Consider the following 16,557-nt stretch of genomic DNA (forward strand, 5'->3'; position numbering starts at 1 on the left):
ATGACCGGCATCAGGAATAGGCGTCGCGGTTTTGTCCTGCATGATCCGGTCCTCTTGATCGTTTCTGCGAAACCCCGCCCCCCCCCCGCACATCCTGTTCCGCGCGTCATCGAGAACTGATAGGTCAGCGCTGCAAGCTTTTGGATTGTGATGACGTTATCAGCGTTTTTTGAGCGCCCCGCGGTCGCGGTGGCGCGGGACCTCATCGGCTGCCAGCTCAAGGTAAACGGGGCCGGTGGCATCCTGGTCGAGACGGAGGCCTATGAGCCCAACGATCCAGCCTCTCACAGCTACAGGGGCGAGACGCCGCGCAATCGCGCCATGTTCGGGCGCGCCGGCAGAGCCTATGTCTATCGGTCCTACGGCATTCATTGGTGCCTGAATGTCGTCTGCCTGCCGGGAAGCGCCGTCTTGATACGCGCCATCGAGCCGAGATGGGGGCTTTCGGAGATGCGGGAGCGCCGCGGGGTGGATGATGACCGGCTGCTCTGCTCCGGGCCGGGGCGCCTGAGCCAGGCGCTTGGCATCGACGGATCCGTGAACGACATGTCGTTCACGGAATCGCCGTTCGAGTTCCGGATCGCGGAAGAAGCCCTCCCGGTTGCGACCGGCCTGCGCATTGGGATCACGCGCGCGGTGGAGAAACCCTGGCGGTTCGGGCTCGCCGGCTCGCCCTATCTCAGCGGCAGGATGTAACGAGGCTTTTCCGACGGGGCTCCTGGCCACCGACGAGAAGCGGTCAGTACCAGCCGACCGCGACCTGCGCCTCTTCCGACATGCGGTCCGGGGTCCACGGCGGATCGAACACCATGCTCACCTCGACGCCCGAGACTCCTTCCACCGCACCGACGGCATTCTCGACCCAGCCCGGCATTTCGCCTGCCACCGGGCAGCCGGGCGCCGTCAGCGTCATGTCGATCTTCACCGAGCGGTCGTCCTCGATGTCGATGCGATAGATCAAGCCGAGTTCGTAGATGTCGGCGGGGATCTCGGGGTCATAGACGGTCTTCAGCGCCGCGATGATGTCATCGGTGATGCGGGCGAGTTCGTCCGCGGGGATGGCGGACGCAGGCGCGGCTGAAACTGCCCCCGATGCCTCGGCTGCTGTGCCGCCTGCCTTCTCGAGGCTGTGATCCTCACTCATTCGCGTCACCCGAAAAACTTGCGCGCCTTCTCGAGCGCCTCGACCAGTATGTCGACCTCTTCGCGCGTATTGTACATCGCGAACGAGGCCCTGCATGTAGACGTCACGCCAAAACGCTTCAGCAGCGGCTGGGCGCAATGCGTTCCGGCCCTGACCGCGACACCTTGCCGGTCGATGACCATGGCGACGTCGTGCGCGTGAATGCCCTGCAGTTCGAACGAGACGAGAGCCCCCTTCTGCGGCGCATCGCCGAAGATGCGAAGCGAGTTGATGGAGCGCAGCCGCTCGTGCGCATAGGCCTTCAGTTCGGCTTCATGGGCGGCGATGCGGTCGCGGCCGATCGAATCCATGTAGTCGAGCGCCGCGCCCAGGCCGATCGCCTGCACGATCGGCGGGGTGCCCGCCTCGAATCGGTGCGGCGGGTCGTTGTAGGTCACCTCGTCTTCGGTGACGTCGAGGATCATCTCTCCGCCGCCGTGGAACGGGCGCATGGTCTGCAGCATCTCGCGCTTGCCATAGAGGACGCCGATGCCGGTCGGACCGTAAACCTTATGACCGGTGAAAACGTAGAAATCGCAGTCGAGGTCGCGCACGTCGACATGCATATGGACGGCCGCCTGGCTGCCGTCGACCAGGACCGGAATGCCGCGCGAATGGGCGATGCGTACGATCTCCTTGATCGGGGTTATGGTCCCGAGCGCGTTGGACATATGCGTGATCGCCACCAGCTTCGTGCGGCTGGTCAGGCTCTTCTCGAAGTCGTCGAGGTGCAGTTCGCCAAGATCGTCGACCGGCACCCAGACGAGTTTGGCGCCTTGGCGCTCGCGGATGAAATGCCAAGGTACGATGTTGGAATGGTGCTCCATGATCGAGAGCACGATCTCGTCGCCCTCGCCAATGTTCGGCATGCCCCAGGAATGCGCGACGAGATTGATCGCGGATGTCGTGTTCGAGGTGAAGATGATCTCGTCGATGGAGCCGGCGTTCAGGAACCGGCGCACCGATTCGCGCGACTTTTCATAGGCATCGGTCGCGGCGTTAGAGAGGAAGTGCAGCCCGCGGTGTACGTTGGCATATTCCTGGGCATAGGCGTGCTGGATCGTATCCAGCACAATTTTCGGCTTCTGGGCGGAGGCGCCGTTGTCGAGATAGACGAGCGGCTTGCCGTACACCTGCCGCGACAGGATCGGGAAGTCGCGACGGATCGCCTCGACGTCGTAGGGCTTGTATTCGACCTTCTGGTCCATGGCGGACATCCGTATCTAAAGTGCGTCCTCGAAGCTTCCTGCGCTCGCTCCTCAGGAGAGGGAGGTTGGCGCCGGCCTGACACCGTTACCCCCTTTCCCTGCGAGAGTGAGGGAAGAGGGCGTCAACGTGGCGGGAGGCCCGGAGGCCGCATCATCATACTAGCTACCCGTGCTCGGCGAACCACTGGTGAAGCCTTGCCTCCAGCGCCTCTACGATCGTCTCATCTTCGAGTTCCTCGATCACCGACGCCACGAACGCCTCCACCAGCAGGCCTCGCGCGGTCTTCTCGTCGATGCCGCGTGCCATCAAATAAAACAGATGGTTGCGGTCGATCTCGGTCACCGTCGCACCATGGCCGCAGGCTACGTCGTCAGCGAAGATCTCCAACTCCGGCTTGGTAGAGAACTCGGCGTCATCCGACAGAAGCAGAGTATTGCACGCCATCTTCGCGTCGGTCTTCTGCGCGATCTGGTGAACGTTGATGCGCCCCTGGAACACGCCCCGCGCCTTGCCCGTCACGACGTTGCGGACGAGTTCGCGCGAACCGGTATGCGGCACCGTGTGGTCAAGAACCATGGTCAGGTCCGTGTGGGTGTCGCCGGCGAGCAGGTTGACGCCACGGAGTTGGAAATCAGAGCCCTCCCCCTTCGCCACAACGCGCACTTCCTGTCGCACCAGCTTGCCGCCGGCGTTCATGACGAAGAGCGTGAGCTTCGCGTTCTTGCCGATCCAGGCATTGAACTGGCCAAGATGAGTGGCCGTCTCCGGCTGCTCCTGCACGATCACGTAAAGAACGTCGCTGTCGTCGCCGACCACCAGATTAGCGACGGAGGTGACGAACCCGGCGCCGGCGCCTGTCTGCCGCTCCACGATGGTGGCCTTCACGCCGTTGCCGACCCGCACGGGCAAGCGGACATGCGCCTGGCCTCCGCCCTGCACGTTCTGCAGTTCGATCGGCCGCTCGACCATGACGCCGTCAGCAATATCGACGAACCAGCCATCGCGCACGAAGGCGGCGTTCAGCGCGCCGATCGCATCGTCGTCGCCCTGCGGAACAAGCGCCTGCGCAAGGCTGCCATCGGCAAGCTTATCGCGGACGGGGCGAAAGGTAACGCCCTCCAGCGCAGGTGCAGCGCCGGAAGCAGCCCCGACCAGCATCGGCAGCACGACGGAACCATCAAGTACGGGTGCAAGGACCTCAGCATGCCCATGGGCATCGTAGGTCGGAACCGAGGACAGCAGCCGGCGCATGTCGGTGTAATGCCATGACTCAACCCGCCGGGTGGGAAGGCCCTGCTTCAGGACCTCCATGGCCTCGTCGCGCCGGATAACCACTGACTCGTTTCCGGGAAGGTCCGAGCAGCGCTCGGCGAAAGCCTCGATGAGGGCGGCTTCCGCCGGCGTTCGAAGGATTGTTGCGTGCATGTTCATGGCCGTCACCTATGCGGCCTCTTCGACGATCGCGGCATAGCCGTTGGCCTCGAGTTCGCTCGCCAGCGTCTTGTCGCCCGAGCGCACCACCTGGCCCCTGTAGAGGACGTGCACGGTGTCCGGCACGATGTATTCGAGCAGGCGCTGATAGTGGGTGATCACGACCATGGCTCGGTCAGGCGAGCGCAGCGCGTTGACGCCTTCCGCCACGATCTTGAGCGCGTCGATGTCGAGACCCGAATCGGTCTCGTCGAGCACGCAGAGCTTCGGCTGAAGGAGCTTCATCTGCAGGATCTCGGCGCGCTTCTTCTCGCCACCGGAGAAGCCGACGTTGAGCGGCCGCTTCAGCATCCCCATCTCGATATCGAGCGAGCCGGCGGCCTCCTTCACGCGCTTCAGCAGTTCCGGAACCTTCAGCGGTTCCTCGCCGCGCGCCTTGCGCTGGGCGTTGAGCGCCACCTTCAGGAACTCCATGGTGGCGACGCCCGGTATCTCCAGCGGATACTGGAAGGCGAGGAAGATGCCGGCGGCGGCGCGCTCTGCCGGATCCATCTCGAGGACGGACTCCCCGTTGTAGAGAACATCGCCTTCTGTGACCTCGTAGTCCTCGCGGCCCGCAAGGATGTAGGACAGCGTCGACTTGCCGGAGCCGTTCGGCCCCATGATCGCCGCAACCTCGCCGGCCTTCACCGTAAGGTTCAGCCCGCGAATGATCTCGACGCCGGTATCGGCGATGCGGGCGTGGAGGTTCTTGATTTCAAGCATTGTCTTCCCTTTTACCTGCGTGCTCCGCTAGCATCCTCAGCGTCTCACGCACGTGTCGTCTTGTGGCCTGCAGGCTCAACTTCATTCGATCGAGGTCCCGTCGGATCGCCAGCACATGGTCCAGCGTTTCGCGCGAGGTCTCAAAAATTATCCCACGCTCCCCTCGAGGCTGATGCCGATCAGCTTCTGGGCCTCGACGGCGAACTCCATCGGCAGTTCCTGGATGACGTCCTTGACGAAGCCATTGACGATCAACGCCACCGCCTCTTCCTCGGGGATGCCGCGCTGCATCACGTAGAACTTCTGGTCCTCGGAAATCTTTGACGTGGTCGCCTCGTGCTCGAACTGCGCCGTGGCGTTCTTCGCCTCCATGTAGGGGACGGTGTGTGCGCCGCAGTTATTGCCGATCAGCAGCGAGTCGCAGTTTGTGAAGTTGCGCGCGTTCGTCGCCTTACGGTGCGCTGAGACCTGGCCGCGATAGGTGTTCTGCGAAAAGCCCGCCGCAATGCCCTTGGAGATGATGCGGCTCGACGTGTTCTTGCCGAGGTGGATCATCTTGGTGCCGCTGTCGACCTGCTGATAGCCGTTGGAGACGGCGATCGAATAGAACTCACCGCGGGAATCGTCGCCGCGCAGGATGCAGGACGGATACTTCCAGGTGATCGCCGAGCCGGTCTCGACCTGCGTCCAGGAAATCTTCGAGCGGTCGCCGCGGCAGTCACCACGCTTGGTCACGAAGTTGTAGATGCCGCCCTTGCCCTGGGCGTCGCCCGGATACCAGTTCTGGACCGTCGAGTACTTGATCTCGGCATCGTCCAGCGCGATCAGTTCGACCACGGCGGCGTGCAGTTGGTTCTCGTCACGCTGAGGCGCGGTGCAGCCTTCCAGATAGGAGACGTAAGACCCCTCCTCTGCGATGATCAGCGTGCGCTCGAACTGGCCGGTGTCCTTCTCGTTGATACGGAAGTAGGTCGACAACTCCATAGGGCAGCGCACCCCCTTCGGCACGAACACGAAAGAGCCGTCGGTGAATACCGCGGAGTTCAGCGTCGCATAGAAGTTGTCGGTGATCGGAACGACCGAGCCGAGATACTTTCGCACCAGTTCCGGATGCTCGCGGATCGCCTCGGAGATCGAGCAGAAGATTACGCCGGCCTTTGCGAGCTCATCCTTGAAGGTGGTGACGACCGAGACGGAATCGAACACCGCATCGACGGCCACCCGGCCCGACTTATAGACGTTGTCATTGGCCAGATCGGAAAGCACGCCGTCCGCCTCGGTCTCATGGCCCGGCTTCTTCACGCCAGCCAGGATCTCCTGCTCCTTCAGCGGGATGCCGAGCTTCTCATAGACCCTGAGCAGTTCCGGATCGACCTCGTCGAGCGACTTCGGGCCCGCGTGATTCTTCGGAGCCGCGTAGTAGTGGATGTCCTGGAAATCGATCTTCGGATATTCCACGCGTGCCCAGGTTGGCTCCTCGAGGGTCAGCCAGCGCCGATAGGCTTGCAGCCGCCACTCGAGCATCCACTCGGGCTCGTCCTTCTTGGCAGAGATCAGGCGGATCGTATCTTCCGAGAGGCCCTTTGGGGCCTTGTCCACCTCGATGACCGTCTCGAAACCGTACTTGTATTGATCGACGTCGATCCTACGGACCTGCTCAATCGTCTCCTGCACAGCAGGCATCGCGTTCTCCATCCATGCCGGGTTCAAGGCCCGGCCGTTTTCAAACTATGGCACCGCCGCGCGGCGTGCCTCGGATATAGTGTGCCCGTGACAAGATTTCACGGGCCATTCGGTCGCGGTGCACGATCCGGCAACACCTTAAGCGGCTTGCTGGGTCTTGTTCCTTCGCGACACGATCTGCTCCAGCACAGCCTCAAAGCGAGCGATGTCCTCCTCACTCGTCCCCTCGCCGATCGAGACGCGCAAGCCTCCTTCCGGTTGCGTGACGCCCATTGCCTTGAGAACATGGCTCGGACCGACCTTCCCCGAGGAGCAGGCCGAACCGGCGGAAAGGGAAATCCCGGCCAGATCGAAGGCGATCTGTGCAGTTTCGGCCTTCACGCCGGGCACCGCGAAGAACACGGTATTGGCGATCCGGTCAACGCTCCGTCCGAAGATTTCCGCATCCGGCGCGAGCCGCAGGACCGAACCCACGATCCGGTCGCGTAGAGAGCGCAACGAACCCACGTGGTCCAGCGCGCTCCGCGCTCGTTTGGCGGCCGCGCCGAAACCGGCGATACCGGGCAGATTCTCGGTCCCGGCCCGGAATCCCTTTTCCTGGCCACCACCCGCTACAAGCGGATTCGGCATCATCAGATTGGAGCGTCCGACGAACGCACCTACGCCTTTCGGGCCGCCGATCTTGTGCGCGGACAGGATCAGGAAATCTCCGCAACCATCCGTCAGGTCGAGGGAAATCCTTCCTGCAGCCTGCACCGCGTCGAGGACGAGCACCCCGCCTGCTGCCTTCACCACCTCCGCAATCTCGCCAGCCGGCTGGATCACCCCGCTCTCATTGTTTGCGAGATGGACCGCAACCAGCGGCAGGCCCTCGGCAGCATCGTGCGCCTGCAGTGCGGCCTTCAGTTCGTCCAGCCGCAGCAGCCCATTCGAATCGACGCCGATGGGAGTGATCCGCTCGGCCGGGAATCGGCCTCCGGACAGCAGGCAGGGATGGTCGGCAGTGCAGACATAGAGATGCGAGAGCCTGAGCGGCGCGCGGCCGAGCCGCCAATCCGGGGTGAGCAGAGTGGTTGACGCTTCGGTTGCGCCGGACGTGAAGACGACGTTCTCGGGCGAGCCGCCCACGAGAGCTGCCACGTCTGCTCGCGCCGTCTCGATGATCCGCCGCGCGGCCCGGCCTTCCGCATGCACGGAGGACGGGTTGCCGACCAGGTCCAACGCCGCGAGCGCCGCCTGCCGCGCCTCGGGGAGCAGAGGCGCGGTGGCGTTGTAATCGAGATAGACGCGTCGCTCAGCCATTTTCCTTCTGATCGAATGAGCCCGGCGCGGACGTCGCAATTTCCTTGAATTTGCGAGGCCATACGCCCTATGTACGCGCAAAAGCTCGCGCATCAGTTTTGAAACGTTCTAAACTAGCTTTAGGTAGGCGCGTCCGTCTCGTCAAGTCGAAGCCGGACGACTGAATGCGCAGCAGCGTTGGAATTTGTGGAGTCAGGAATGCCTGAAGTCATCTTTGCCGGTCCCGCGGGCCGTCTCGAGGGACGCTATCAGCCGTCGACCGAAAAAAATGCGCCGATCGCGATCATCCTGCATCCGCACCCGCAGTTCGGCGGGACGATGAACAACAAGATCGTCTACGACCTGTTCTACATCTTCCAGAAGCGCAATTTCACGACGCTGCGGTTCAATTTCCGCAGCATCGGCCGCAGCCAGGGCGAGTTCGACCACGGCATGGGCGAGCTTTCGGATGCAGCGGCCGCGCTCGACTGGATCCAGTCGCTTCACCCGGATTCGAAGAGCTGCTGGGTTGCCGGATACTCGTTTGGCGCCTGGATCGGCATGCAGCTCCTGATGCGTCGTCCCGAGATCGAGGGCTTCATCTCGGTCGCGCCGCAGCCCAACACCTACGACTTCTCCTTCCTGGCGCCCTGCCCCTCGTCCGGCCTGATCATCCACGGCGATGCGGACAAGGTCGCGCCCGCCAAGGACGTCCAGACGCTGGTGGACAAGCTGCATACCCAGAAGGGCATCACCATCACGCAGAAGACGATTCCGGGCGCCAATCACTTCTTCTCGAACGATCCGCAGCTCTTGATCGACGAGTGCGCCGACTATCTCGACAAGCGCCTCGCCGGCCAGCTTGCCGATCCGAAGCCAAAGCGGCTGCGGTAAGACTATCCATCAACCGAGTGGGTCTCGAAGGACGCACCTCAAAAAGCCCCGGTCGGTACCGACCGGGGCTTTTTGCAAGCTTGGGAGGAGCTTGTCACTTCGCGTTCAGGAACTCGCCCACTTCGAGCAGAACGAACTCGTTGTCGTCGGCCTTTTCGAGCGCGCGACCGGCTGAGAAGGGCAGATTGTTGTCGTTACCCACCACGATGTGCGTGGCGTCGACCAGATCCACGTTCTCGATGGTCACGAACGGCATATCGTAGAAGCCCTCGCCGCCACCCTGGCGCTTCTTGTTGTCGGGGTCGGCGATCTTCAAGAGGTCGATATAGCCGATCTTGCGGGCCGCGCCGCCGGCATTGGCGTCGTTCATTTCGATTTTGTAGATGCGCTTGAACTTCGCAGGCTGGTCGAAGCAGTCGGGCTGTGGGTTCTTTGGGTCCGCACAGGCCTTGTCGGCCGTGCCGGCGCCCTGATCCCGCTCGATGACGAGGGCAGTCGTCTCATCGATCATGTTGAAATCGCCGATAGCGTCGCCGCCCGCCGATAGAGGATAGAACCAGGTCCGTCCGGTCCAGACCTTCTTGGCGACGTCGAACTCGATGACGCGCAGTGCCCGGTCGCCTTCCTGCTGTCCTTCGGCCCGCTCCATGGTGCCATCCGGCGTGAACAGCGCCCCTTCCAGCAAGGCGTAGAGCTTGCTGCCGTCCTTGGACTGGGCAAGGCCCTCGAAGCCGCCAGATCGCTTCACGTTGAAGGCAGGAGTGGGCAGCGATGGGTTGGCCTGCAGCGTCAGCCTCGGGTGGTCTGGCGACACTACCGGATTGCCGTCCACGACGGTGTCGATCACGTCGGTCAGTCGGCCGTCCAGATCGAACTTGAGGAGATAGGGACCGAACTCTTCGCCGATCCAAAAACCGTCGGCGACCGGCTGGATCGACTCGACATCGAAGTCGCCGCCGGTAAGGAAGCGCGTGTCGCTGCCTTCCAGCACGATCGGGAACGGCGCCTTCCTATCAGGATCGGTCAGGAAAAAGGTCTGCTTCCGGTCGACTGCGCCGGTCTTCCAATCGAAGCCGACGCGATGCACCATCAGCGCCGCGTCGGTCGAGTTGAGCTTGTTGCCGAAGCCGTTATCGGAGAGCGTCCAGAACGTTCCGTCGCCGGCATTCTTGATGCCCGAGAAGCCCTGTACGGGCTGGCCATCAAAAGGCAGCGACAGGCCGGTGAGGCGCACGCCGTCCTTGCCGGGCACAGAGCCCAACTCTATGGCGCGCTTGCGGTCCGGCGTGCTGAACTTGCCGGAGGTCTGCAGGTGCTCCGGCGCATTCTCGGGGGCCTTGATGACCGTGTCGGCGGGCAGGATGGCATGGCCGGCCAGCTTGGCAGGGAACTCCTTCTCGTCGGCTGCTGCAGAGCCGAGCGTGAGGATCAGGAGAGCGGTTGTCGATAGAAGCGAGCGTCGCATGGTGCTACCCGGGTTTTGAGGATCGAAACACGGGCGAGCTAGGACGCGAGGGTGAAGGGCGGATAACAGTTCTATGAAGCTTTGATCACAGCGTGCGCCGCCCCCCATCCCGGTCAGTCTGTCAGAAGCGCGTCCGCAAACACCCCACCCGTGACCGCCTCCCGACACCCGGTGGTCGACGGGAAGGTGAGCGGCAGGCCCCGCAGCGAGCGCACCGCGAGATAGGCCCAGGCCTCCGCTTCCATGGAGTCGCCGTTAAGGCCGACGTCCTCGGCAAGCACGACCTCGCCGCCCTTCTGTTGAGCGCCATCCCGCAGGTCGGCGACGATGTGCGGATTCTTACGCCCGCCGCCGCACAGGATCCAGAGTTTCGGATGCTCCGCTACGTACTCGGCCGATTGCAGGATCGCTCGCGCGGAGACCGCAGCAAGCGTCCGGGCGCCATCCGCCAGCTCGAGTCCTTCAGCAAGATCCAGCGTGAAGTCGTTGCGGTCCAAGGATTTCGGTCCGCCCCGAAGGAAGAAGGGGCCTTCGAGGTAAGCGTCCACGACGCCATCGATGACGCCGCCCTCACTGGCGATCGAGCCGCCCGCATCGAACGGCACGCCGCCTTCGCGCGCCACCCACTGGTCGATCAGCGTGTTGCCAGGGCCGCTGTCGAAGGCCACCGGCTCTCCTTGCGTGGGAACATAGGTGATGTTCGAAATCCCGCCGATGTTGACGAAGCAGATTGGCCGCTTGTCAGAATGCTGGCCCTTGAGCGAGCGCGCCAGCGCGGCGTGATATGCCGGCACCAGCGGCGCGCCCTGCCCCCCATGTGCCATGTCGTTGGCGCGCATGTCGCTGACCACAGGCCGGCCGGTGAGTTTCGCCAGCAGGGGTCCGTCACCAAGTTGTACCGTCAGGCCCTGGTCCGGGCGGTGCAGCACCGTCTGGCCATGGAAGCCGATCACGTCCGGTTTGCTCCATTCCGGTCCAACGTCCCGGAGGAAAGCAGAGACCGCATCGGCATGGCGGATCGTGATCTCACGTTCCAGCTCGGCCAGGACGCCGGGGCGGTCGTCCCGCCGAACCATCGCCTTCGCCTCCTCCAAGCCGGACTCCAGCCGCCTGCGAAATGCCGCGTCATACGGCACGAAATAGGACGGGCCGCGCTCCACGATATCGTCGCCGTCGGTCCTTAGAATCGCCAGGTCGATGCCGTCCATCGACGTGCCGCTCATCAGCCCCATCGCGCAGCGAACGCTCATTCGGTCCCCTCATCCTTGTGATTCCCCGGGCCGCGATGCTAAAGCGCGCTGCACCCCGAGCCAATCGCGGCAGTTCGCCTGCAAGCCCATCCGGAACTATCGCCCATGTCCGCCTTCAAGTCCGATTACCTGCGCATCCTCTCCGAACGCGGCTTCATCCACCAGATTTCGGACGAGCAGGGCCTTGACGACCTTTTCCGTACACAGACGGTCACGGCCTATATCGGCTTCGATCCGACGGCGCCGAGCCTCCATGCCGGCGGGTTGATCCAGATCATGATGCTGCATTGGATGCAGGCGACCGGCCACCGGCCGATCGCGCTGATGGGCGGCGGCACGGGCATGGTCGGCGACCCGTCCTTCAAGGACGAAGCGCGGCAATTGATGACGCCGGAGACGATCGCGGCCAACATCGCCTCCATCAAGACGGTCTTCTCCAGCTACCTCAATTTCGGCGAAGGCCCGAAGGACGCGCTGATGGTCAACAATGCCGACTGGCTGCTGCCCATCAAATATCTGGAGTTCCTGCGCGATGTCGGCCGCCACTTCTCGGTCAATCGTATGCTTTCCTTCGATTCGGTGAAGCTCCGCCTCGACCGCGAGCAGTCGCTGTCCTTCCTCGAATTCAACTACATGATACTGCAGGCCTACGACTTCGTGGAGCTCAACAAGCGTTATAGCGTGCGGCTGCAGATGGGCGGCTCCGACCAGTGGGGCAACATCGTCAGCGGCATCGATCTCGGCCATCGCATGGGCACGCCTCAACTCTACGCGTTGACCTCCCCGCTGCTGACCACCGCCTCCGGCGTCAAGATGGGCAAATCGCTGGGCGGCGCGGTCTGGCTCAATGCCGACATGCTGGGCGCCTACGATTTCTGGCAGTACTGGCGCAACACAGAGGACGCGGATGTCGGCCGCTTCCTCAAGCTCTACACGACGTTGCCGATGGATGAGATCGCCCGGCTCGAAAGCCTCGGCGGCACCGAAATTAACGATGCGAAGAAGGTGCTCGCCACCGAGGTTACGGCGCTGCTGCATGGGCGCGTGGCCGCCGAGCAGGCTGCCGAGACCGCCCGCAAGACCTTTGAGGAAGGCGCGCTGGCCGAAACGCTGCCCACCGTCGAGGTCGAACGCGCAAGCCTCGAGGCGGGGACAGGCATTCTTTCGCTGTTCGTGAGGGCGGGCCTTGCCGCATCCAACGGCGAAGCGCGGCGTCACGTCCAGGGCGGCGCGGTCCGACTGAACGACCAGCCTGTCAGTGACGACCGCCGCATGGTGACGCTTGCCGATCTCACGCCGGAAGGCGTGCTGAAACTCTCGCTCGGCAAGAAGAAGCACATCCTGGTCAGAACCGCCTGACCTCAATTGAATTCGAAGATCTGCCGGAAGATGCCGGGAGCGATCACGGAAAGCGGATTGACCTGAAGGCGCGGCGACTTGGCGTCGCCGTCCAGCTTGAAGGTGACACCGATCAGCCCGCGGTCGCGGCCGTTGCCGAGAATCGTGCCGAACAACGGGATCTCGCCGAAGATGCGGTTGAGGCCATAGATCGGCATGAACGTGCCGGTCATATCGATGTTGCCCCGCCGATCGTAGAGCGTTCCCTGGAACGTGGCGCCGATCGCCGGACCGCGCAGCACGCCATTCTTGATCTGCAGCGCGCCGCCGCCGCGGGCAATCTGCGCAGAGCCGCGCTCGAAGAGCACGCGCGAGGCATCGATCCTCCTGGGAGCTGCCTCGTTCAGGCTGCGATCGCTTCCCGCCGGCTGGCTTGCCACGATCGATGCCAGCTTCGGCTCGTCAACCACCAGGAAATTACGCGCATCGATCTGCCCGGACATGCTTCCGTTAGCATTCCCGGCGAGATCGAGTTGGATCGTCCCGCCCTGCATGTGCTTATAGAGATCCAGGAAGCGCAGGATCGCACCCGCGTCTCCTGCCTGCATCGCCATCCGCTTGCGGGGGCCGGCGGAAGCGTTCTCGAACGCGAACTCTCGGCCGGATCGGGAAACACCCGAAACTCTCGTCGTCGCTCCGTCGGAAACCAAGCTAACGCTCGACAGCGATTCTCCGTTGAAGCCGGCGACTTTCGCCACATCCAGCCGCACCGCCATCGCGGTGGTGCTTGTCTTCTTCGTTCGGTCTGAATCGGGCGAATCGGAAACGAGGCTCTTGATCGCCGAGCGGGCATCGAGCGACGTGCCCTTGATGTCGATGGTGTAGGTCCTGTTCTTCCTGTCGATGTTCACCCCCACATCGTCATCGCGATTGAGGCGGGCCTTCTGGAAACGGGCCGAACTCAGCTCTCCTCCGGCAAAGGTCATGTCTCCCGCGACCGAGAACGTGTCTCCCGAAAACTCAAAATCCGATATCTGGAGGCTGTTCTCCAGCGTTTGCATCGAAAACTCGGCCTTGGCGGATACGCCGGCCCCCTTGCTCCAGCCGACCCAGGGTATGGTCAAACGTGCCTTGGTTAAATCGGCGGAAACCCGTCGCTGCTCGTCCTGATCCTCGACGCGCACCGTGAGCGGCCCGGAGACGAGCGCATTGAGACCGGGGGCGATTTTCTCGCGCGCGGCATTGTCCAGCGCCAGTTCCACGATCCGTTGCCGTTGCGGCCCCTCGGACCGCAACGGCTCCACAAGGTCGATGTCTGCCGGCATGCCGTTCAGCAGTCCCTTGGCCGACAACGTGGCCTGCGTCGGCTCCACAACGAGCCTGCCATCGGACTTTGTAAGCAACTGGCCGGCCAAAGGCTTGTCCAGCGACAGCCCCGTATAATCGAGCGAGACCAGCCACTGCAGGCTCTTGCCGTCGATCCCCTTCTTGAACGGAATGTCAGTGATCACTTGTCCGGACGCCATGCCAGAGATCCCTGCAGGATCGATCTTCAGAATGCGGTTGGCGTTAAGAGGCTCGAGCGAGGCGAACTCGACGATCGCGCCCGCCTCACCCTCGACCTGGACGTCAAGCTTGCCGATGTCGCGATTGGACCCTTTGACGGACAGGGTGCCGTTCCGCCCGGTTACGAACCGGCCGCTCGGCAGATACACAACCCCTGACGACATGGTGATCTCGACGTCGCGTCCATGAACGACCAATACCCCGCTCGCCTCGCGAACGGGGGGCAACTGTCCGTAGGTGTCGAATCGGGTGCCATTGACCACAAAACGCCCCGAAATTTCCTCCGACGACAGCGGCACGCCATTGCCGAGCCTTCCGGGCTCAACCCGGAGTTCGATGTCCGCCGATTCGAGCTCTCCGCCGAACACGTGTTCCAGCGCCCATTTGCGCTGGCTCGAGGCGGCAAACCACGGCCAAAGCTGTTTTGCGTGTGAAACCTGAAGGTTTTGGGCGTCGAGCGCGAACGACACGCCAGGCGCCTTGCCATCGACGAGGTCAACCTTGGCGGTGCCAATGGCCACCCCCGAGGCGGCCCTGATTGCTATCCGATCCGCCGAGAGAACGCGCGACTGGGGATCGAAGATGCCCTCCAGTTGCGACTGGAACTCCACCGCCGGTTCGGGCGAGTCCGACGGCGCCAGCACCGCTCGGGTACTAAGCATTTCGTAGCGATAGACGGGCTTGTCGTCCGCTGTCCCGGTGGCCGGACGTGGGCCGACGGCCCCGTTGAACTCCATCGAATTGCGTCCGGTCTCGACGAGGAGGCGTTCGACCTCGATCTTCTTCGATCCCGTAGCAAGCGCCGCATCCAGCTGCACATTGCCCGTGAAGGCACCTCTCGCGCCAAGATCCACGACCGAGCCTTCGATCGCTGCCGATAGCTTCAACTGCTGCGCGCCTGATCCCACCTGCTCCGCGCCTGATATGGAGAGCGTAATCGACCCCAGGCGTCCGGCCGCCTGCGCTGCGCCAGCGGGGGCTTCCTCCGGCAACGCGTCGGTCGATATCTCAAGGCTGAGATCCCGAATCCGCCGCGACTGAGGCTCGCGATAGGTCGCGCCCGTCAGCGTGACCGGACGACCGTCGACATCGGCAAGGATAGAGATCGCCACGCCATCGTCGGATGCGCGGGTAAGCATTCCTTCCTCGATCAGTATCGTGCGAGCCTGATTGCCCTCCGGCAAGGCGACGGTGATGTCGCTGATCGCAAGTTCACCGAGCAGGCCGCCGTCGAAGGCGTCGAAAAGCGCATGCAGCGGCTGGAAGACCGCAGCCGCGACCAGATCCGGATCGACCAGGCCCCTCTCATCCCTGAACGTCTGGGTCCAGTCCGAGCCGCCCAACGACGGGATTGCCGCCGTGTTGATCGTCGCGCCTGAAATGTTCGCGCTGCCCAGCCTCAGGTCACCCTGGAGCAACGGCAACAACTGGATGCCGAAGTCTATGCTTTCGAGCTCCGCGATTGGGGCTCCGCTCTCAGCATTCGCAAACTTCACGTCGCGCAGTTCGAGCGACATCGGATTCGGAACGCCGAAGGCCAGGCTTGCGGGCCCGACCGAAGCCTTCGCCCACTGGCCCGCCAGGCTCTGGACGGATCGCTCGGCTTGACGCCGCAGCGTCTCGGTGCCCCATCCAGAGTTAGCGAAGGCAATTGCTGCCGCCAGACAGATCAGCAGCATCACCGAAGCCACTCCGCCGGCCGTCAGCACCAAGCTCGACAGGCGTCGTCGCGTGCGGTCGCGCATCAAGTGCGATCGCTGCCCCTCGGCCGAGGGGAGTTCCGAAAGATTCGTGATTTCGTCGCGACGAAAACGGATCTTCTGGTGCTTGGCCGGCTCGTAATGCAAAGCGAGGCTCAGTTTGATGCCCGACTGGACTTTGTTGGGAATGGAGAGCGCGACGGAACACGGATGTGGACGAATCCAGCCTGCGCCCTATAACCCCTGCCCTTCGTACACCTATTCTCGAACAAGGGCATCTCTATGGCCGAGTTGTTAGAAGGCGATATGGCGCCGCCCCTTTCGCTACCGCTCAGCGGCGGCGGACAGTGGGACCTGCAGGATCTTCGCGGAAGGACGGTCGTCCTCTACTTCTATCCGAAGGACGACACCGAAGCGTGCACAGCCGAGGCAAATGCCTTCACGGCGAAGAAGGGCGATTTCGAGGCCGCCGGCGCAACGATTGTCGGTGTCTCGCCGGATAGTCCGGCACGGCACGCACGGTTTGCCGGGAAACACGCGATCACGATTGATCTCGCTTCGGACGAGAACCATGAGGCGGCTGAACGCTATGGCGTGTGGGTGCAGAAGAACATGTACGGCCGCAGTTACATGGGCGTGGAGCGCTCCACCTTCCTCATCGATCCGCAAGGCCGAATCGCCAGGATCTGGCGGAAGGTGCGGGTAAAAGGTCACGTCGAGGAGGTGCTCGAAGCTGCCCGCCAGCTAGACGCGCGATCCTGAACCACAACCAGGTTCAAGCTACGGGAACCT

Annotated in this window: 13 protein-coding genes; 4 read left to right on the top strand and 9 right to left on the bottom strand. The window is 63.1% G+C overall.

The genetic code is table 11. The features are described from left to right. Window positions 1-150: 150 nt before the first annotated feature. Window positions 151-696, top strand: a complete 546-nt coding sequence (locus HUI96_RS01340; RefSeq protein WP_210319989.1) for a DNA-3-methyladenine glycosylase — start codon at window positions 151-153, stop codon at window positions 694-696. Window positions 697-739: 43 nt separating this feature from the next. Here the strand turns inward: HUI96_RS01340 and HUI96_RS01345 are convergent, their stop codons facing one another. From HUI96_RS01345 to HUI96_RS01370, 6 genes are all read right to left on the bottom strand, one after another. Beyond that, entirely contained in the window at window positions 740-1,144 is a 405-nt protein-coding gene (locus tag HUI96_RS01345) for an SUF system Fe-S cluster assembly protein (protein ID WP_188252827.1), read from the bottom strand. Between the two features lie 5 nt (window positions 1,145-1,149). Beyond that, the gene (locus HUI96_RS01350; RefSeq protein ID WP_188252828.1) at window positions 1,150-2,391 is read right to left on the bottom strand and encodes a cysteine desulfurase; all 1,242 of its coding nucleotides are present in this window, start codon (window positions 2,389-2,391) and stop codon (window positions 1,150-1,152) included. Window positions 2,392-2,554: 163 nt separating this feature from the next. After that, window positions 2,555-3,823, bottom strand: coding sequence for a Fe-S cluster assembly protein SufD (gene sufD, locus HUI96_RS01355; protein ID WP_188252829.1), 1,269 nt, complete (start codon window positions 3,821-3,823; stop codon window positions 2,555-2,557). A gap of 9 nt (window positions 3,824-3,832) precedes the next feature. Next, on the bottom strand, window positions 3,833-4,588 hold the full coding sequence (gene sufC, locus HUI96_RS01360; protein ID WP_188252830.1) for a Fe-S cluster assembly ATPase SufC: 756 nt from the start codon (window positions 4,586-4,588) through the stop codon (window positions 3,833-3,835). A gap of 147 nt (window positions 4,589-4,735) precedes the next feature. Further along, entirely contained in the window at window positions 4,736-6,271 is a 1,536-nt protein-coding gene (gene sufB / locus HUI96_RS01365) for a Fe-S cluster assembly protein SufB (RefSeq protein ID WP_188252831.1), read from the bottom strand. A 138-nt stretch (window positions 6,272-6,409) separates the two neighbouring features. Further along, window positions 6,410-7,573, bottom strand: a complete 1,164-nt coding sequence (locus HUI96_RS01370; RefSeq protein ID WP_188252832.1) for a cysteine desulfurase family protein — start codon at window positions 7,571-7,573, stop codon at window positions 6,410-6,412. Window positions 7,574-7,771: 198 nt separating this feature from the next. On the opposite strand from HUI96_RS01370, the gene HUI96_RS01375 reads away from it, so the two are divergent. After that, the gene (locus tag HUI96_RS01375) at window positions 7,772-8,446 is read left to right on the top strand and encodes an alpha/beta hydrolase (RefSeq protein ID WP_188252833.1); all 675 of its coding nucleotides are present in this window, start codon (window positions 7,772-7,774) and stop codon (window positions 8,444-8,446) included. Between the two features lie 94 nt (window positions 8,447-8,540). On the opposite strand, the gene HUI96_RS01380 is transcribed toward HUI96_RS01375, so the two are convergent. Together HUI96_RS01380 and HUI96_RS01385 are read right to left on the bottom strand one after the other, a co-directional pair. Beyond that, the gene (locus tag HUI96_RS01380) at window positions 8,541-9,911 is read right to left on the bottom strand and encodes an esterase-like activity of phytase family protein (protein ID WP_188252834.1); all 1,371 of its coding nucleotides are present in this window, start codon (window positions 9,909-9,911) and stop codon (window positions 8,541-8,543) included. A gap of 113 nt (window positions 9,912-10,024) precedes the next feature. Further along, window positions 10,025-11,161 carry an anhydro-N-acetylmuramic acid kinase gene (locus HUI96_RS01385; RefSeq protein WP_188252835.1) on the bottom strand — a complete coding sequence of 379 codons (1,137 nt, stop codon included), beginning with the start codon at window positions 11,159-11,161 and terminating at the stop codon, window positions 10,025-10,027. Between the two features lie 105 nt (window positions 11,162-11,266). Between HUI96_RS01385 and tyrS the strand changes: the two genes are divergently transcribed. Further along, window positions 11,267-12,520 (top strand): tyrosine--tRNA ligase, encoded by a 1,254-nt coding sequence (tyrS, locus tag HUI96_RS01390; protein WP_188252836.1) that lies wholly within the window; start codon window positions 11,267-11,269, stop codon window positions 12,518-12,520. A gap of 2 nt (window positions 12,521-12,522) precedes the next feature. Here tyrS and HUI96_RS01395 read toward each other — a convergent pair whose 3' ends face one another. Further along, window positions 12,523-15,810: an AsmA-like C-terminal region-containing protein gene (locus HUI96_RS01395; RefSeq protein WP_237683901.1), complete on the bottom strand. Its 3,288-nt coding sequence runs from the start codon at window positions 15,808-15,810 to the stop codon at window positions 12,523-12,525. 237 nt (window positions 15,811-16,047) lie between these two features. Here HUI96_RS01395 and HUI96_RS01400 point away from each other — a divergent pair, with 237 nt between their 5' ends. Next, window positions 16,048-16,527: a peroxiredoxin gene (locus tag HUI96_RS01400; protein ID WP_188252837.1), complete on the top strand. Its 480-nt coding sequence runs from the start codon at window positions 16,048-16,050 to the stop codon at window positions 16,525-16,527. The last annotated feature ends 30 nt before the right edge of the window (window positions 16,528-16,557 follow it).

The sequence above is a fragment of the Pseudaminobacter soli (ex Zhang et al. 2022) genome, from assembly GCF_014595955.1.
GTDB classification, from domain to species: domain Bacteria; phylum Pseudomonadota; class Alphaproteobacteria; order Rhizobiales; family Rhizobiaceae; genus Kumtagia; species Kumtagia pseudosoli.

Bases quoted from the DNA above. Each gene is read 5' to 3' on its own strand.
- HUI96_RS01400 (WP_188252837.1), top strand. From the start codon at position 16,048: ATGGCCGAGTTGTTAGAAGGCGATATGGCGCCGCCCCTTTCGCTACCG.
- sufD (WP_188252829.1), bottom strand. From the start codon at position 3,823: ATGAACATGCACGCAACAATCCTTCGAACGCCGGCGGAAGCCGCCCTC.
- tyrS (WP_188252836.1), top strand. From the start codon at position 11,267: ATGTCCGCCTTCAAGTCCGATTACCTGCGCATCCTCTCCGAACGCGGC.
- HUI96_RS01345 (WP_188252827.1), bottom strand. From the start codon at position 1,144: ATGAGTGAGGATCACAGCCTCGAGAAGGCAGGCGGCACAGCAGCCGAG.
- sufB (WP_188252831.1), bottom strand. From the start codon at position 6,271: ATGCCTGCTGTGCAGGAGACGATTGAGCAGGTCCGTAGGATCGACGTC.
- HUI96_RS01395 (WP_237683901.1), bottom strand. From the start codon at position 15,810: ATGCGCGACCGCACGCGACGACGCCTGTCGAGCTTGGTGCTGACGGCC.
- HUI96_RS01340 (WP_210319989.1), top strand. From the start codon at position 151: ATGACGTTATCAGCGTTTTTTGAGCGCCCCGCGGTCGCGGTGGCGCGG.
- sufC (WP_188252830.1), bottom strand. From the start codon at position 4,588: ATGCTTGAAATCAAGAACCTCCACGCCCGCATCGCCGATACCGGCGTC.
- HUI96_RS01380 (WP_188252834.1), bottom strand. From the start codon at position 9,911: ATGCGACGCTCGCTTCTATCGACAACCGCTCTCCTGATCCTCACGCTC.
- HUI96_RS01375 (WP_188252833.1), top strand. From the start codon at position 7,772: ATGCCTGAAGTCATCTTTGCCGGTCCCGCGGGCCGTCTCGAGGGACGC.
- HUI96_RS01385 (WP_188252835.1), bottom strand. From the start codon at position 11,161: ATGAGCGTTCGCTGCGCGATGGGGCTGATGAGCGGCACGTCGATGGAC.
- HUI96_RS01350 (WP_188252828.1), bottom strand. From the start codon at position 2,391: ATGGACCAGAAGGTCGAATACAAGCCCTACGACGTCGAGGCGATCCGT.
- HUI96_RS01370 (WP_188252832.1), bottom strand. From the start codon at position 7,573: ATGGCTGAGCGACGCGTCTATCTCGATTACAACGCCACCGCGCCTCTG.